General features: G+C 41.3%; 1 tRNA gene and 1 rRNA gene. Both read right to left on the bottom strand.

Going from position 1 to position 455, the window contains the following annotated elements:
- Positions 1–157 precede the first annotated feature (157 nt).
- Positions 158–233 (bottom strand) — tRNA-Glu (locus DV356_RS09790).
- A gap of 131 nt (positions 234–364) precedes the next feature.
- Positions 365–455 (bottom strand): 16S ribosomal RNA (locus DV356_RS09785); the annotation flags it as partial.

The following is a 455-nucleotide window of genomic DNA, read 5'->3' as shown; positions in this document are numbered from 1 at the left end:
ATGCAAAACAGGTTTTGTTTTTAGAGTTTCCTTTTCCGTTCCCTCTTTTCACTTTTCTGTTTTGCCTACTCAGACTTTCTCTCGAAAATCTCTTGTTTTCAGCTTGTTTCCAATTTTTTAAAGAACAATAAGATAATCTAATAAAGTTATCTTTAATTGGCGTCCCCACGGGGATTCGAACCCCGGTTACCGCCGTGAAAGGGCGATGTCCTAGGCCTCTAGACGATGGGGACATCAATTAAAGATACTCTATCTTCTTTTTATCTTTTAACGTTTATTTTTCAACGTTGCTTTCGCTTCGTTTTTAATCTTGTCTACAACTATCAGTCAATCTGTGTGAGCACTCGCTGTCTCTCGTCTTCAGTAAGGAGGTGATCCAACCGCAGGTTCCCCTACGGTTACCTTGTTACGACTTCACCCCAGTCATGAATCATACCGTGGTAAACGCCCTCCAA

Source organism: Haemophilus influenzae (assembly GCF_003494325.1).
Classification (GTDB): domain Bacteria; phylum Pseudomonadota; class Gammaproteobacteria; order Enterobacterales; family Pasteurellaceae; genus Haemophilus; species Haemophilus influenzae_I.
Note: the sequence above shows the minus strand (reverse complement) of the source record. Positions and strands in the feature narration are given on the sequence as shown.